Raw genomic sequence first — 2721 nt, forward strand, 5'->3', positions numbered from 1 at the left:
ATTCGGAAAGTAACTAGTATTCTCAACACTTGCATTCAAGTGTTTGTGGAGTCCGATTAAAACCCCTTGGGTGTTGTATGGTTAAGCCTCACGGGCAATTAGTACAGGTTAGCTCAACGCCTCACAGCGCTTACACACCCTGCCTATCTACGTCGTAGTCTTCAACAACCCTTTAGAGACCTTAAAGGTCTAGGGATGACTCATCTTGAGGCTCGCTTCCCGCTTAGATGCTTTCAGCGGTTATCGATTCCGAACTTAGCTACCGGGCAATGCCACTGGCGTGACAACCCGAACACCAGAGGTTCGTCCACTCCGGTCCTCTCGTACTAGGAGCAGCCCCTCTCAATCATCCAACGCCCACGGCAGATAGGGACCGAACTGTCTCACGACGTTCTAAACCCAGCTCGCGTACCACTTTAAATGGCGAACAGCCATACCCTTGGGACCGACTTCAGCCCCAGGATGTGATGAGCCGACATCGAGGTGCCAAACACCGCCGTCGATATGAACTCTTGGGCGGTATCAGCCTGTTATCCCCGGAGTACCTTTTATCCGTTGAGCGATGGCCCTTCCATACAGAACCACCGGATCACTATGACCTGCTTTCGCACCTGCTCGAACCGTCATTCTCGCAGTCAAGCGGGCTTATGCCATTGCACTAACCTCACGATGTCCGACCGTGATTAGCCCACCTTCGTGCTCCTCCGTTACTCTTTGGGAGGAGACCGCCCCAGTCAAACTACCCACCAGGCACTGTCCGCAACCCCGATAAGGGGTCGACGTTAGAACATCAACACTACAAGGGTGGTATTTCAAGGACGGCTCCACAATCACTGGCGTGACTGCTTCAAAGCCTCCCACCTATCCTACACATGTAGGGTCAATGTTCAGTGCCAAGCTGTAGTAAAGGTTCACGGGGTCTTTCCGTCTAGCCGCGGGTACGCAGCATCTTCACTGCGATTTCAATTTCACTGAGTCTCGGGTGGAGACAGCGTGGCCATCATTACGCCATTCGTGCAGGTCGGAACTTACCCGACAAGGAATTTCGCTACCTTAGGACCGTTATAGTTACGGCCGCCGTTTACCGGGGCTTCGATCAAGAGCTTCGACTTGCGTCTAACCCCATCAATTAACCTTCCGGCACCGGGCAGGCGTCACACCGTATACGTCATCTTTCGATTTTGCACAGTGCTGTGTTTTTAATAAACAGTTGCAGCCACCTGGTATCTGCGACTCCCGGCAGCTTAGAGAGCAAGTCTCATCACCGCTAGGAGCGTACCTTCTCCCGAAGTTACGGTACCATTTTGCCTAGTTCCTTCACCCGAGTTCTCTCAAGCGCCTTGGTATTCTCTACCTGATCACCTGTGTCGGTTTGGGGTACGATTTCTTATAACCTGAAGCTTAGAAGCTTTTCCCGGAAGCATGGCATCAATGACTTCAGCACCGTGGTGCCTCGACATCGTATCTCAGCCTTAAGATGGTCCGGATTTGCCTAAACCATCAGCCTACATACTTGAACCTGGACGACCGTCGCCAGGCCCACCTAGCCTTCTCCGTCCCTCCATCGCAGTTATAAGAAGTACGGGAATATTAACCCGTTTCCCATCGACTACGCCTTTCGGCCTCGCCTTAGGGGTCGACTCACCCTGCCCCGATTAACGTTGGACAGGAACCCTTGATCTTCCGGCGAGGGAGTTTTTCACTCCCTTTATCGTTACTCATGTCAGCATTCGCACTTCTGATACGTCCAGCACACGTTACCGTGCACCTTCAACCGCTTACAGAACGCTCCCCTACCCAATGTGCACAAGTCACATTGCCGCAGCTTCGGTGTATAGCTTAGCCCCGTTAAATCTTCCGCGCAGGCCGACTCGACCAGTGAGCTATTACGCTTTCTTTAAATGATGGCTGCTTCTAAGCCAACATCCTGGCTGTCTGAGCCTTCCCACATCGTTTCCCACTTAGCTATAACTTTGGGACCTTAGCTGGCGGTCTGGGTTGTTTCCCTCTCCACGACGGACGTTAGCACCCGCCGTGTGTCTCCCGGATAGTACTTACTGGTATTCGGAGTTTGCAAAGGGTTGGTAAGTCGGGATGACCCCCTAGCCTTAACAGTGCTCTACCCCCAGTAGTATTCGTCCGAGGCGCTACCTAAATAGCTTTCGGGGAGAACCAGCTATCTCCAGGTTTGATTGGCCTTTCACCCCTAGCCACAAGTCATCCGCTAATTTTTCAACATTAGTCGGTTCGGTCCTCCAGTAAGTGTTACCTCACCTTCAACCTGCCCATGGCTAGATCACCTGGTTTCGGGTCTAATCCTAGCAACTGAACGCCCAGTTAAGACTCGGTTTCCCTACGGCTCCCCTAAACGGTTAACCTTGCTACTAAAATTAAGTCGCTGACCCATTATACAAAAGGTACGCAGTCACAGGACAAGCCTGCTCCTACTGCTTGTACGTACACGGTTTCAGGTTCTATTTCACTCCCCTCACAGGGGTTCTTTTCGCCTTTCCCTCACGGTACTGGTTCACTATCGGTCAGTCAGGAGTATTTAGCCTTGGAGGATGGTCCCCCCATATTCAGACAGGATAACACGTGTCCCGTCCTACTCGTTTTCACTGATAAGATGTTACCGGTTACGGGGCTATCACCCTGTATCGCTGAGCTTTCCAGCTCATTCACCTGACATCAAACTAGCTTAAGGGCTAATCCGCTTCTGCC

The 2721-nt window shown here is 51.9% G+C and carries 1 rRNA gene; it reads right to left on the reverse strand.

From position 1 onward, the window contains the following. Positions 1-77: 77 nt before the first annotated feature. Positions 78-2721: ribosomal RNA gene (locus ABT58_RS23760) — 23S ribosomal RNA — on the reverse strand; the annotation flags it as partial.

Origin of the sequence: Photobacterium aphoticum (assembly GCF_001029435.1) — a bacterium.
GTDB lineage: Bacteria > Pseudomonadota > Gammaproteobacteria > Enterobacterales > Vibrionaceae > Photobacterium > Photobacterium aphoticum.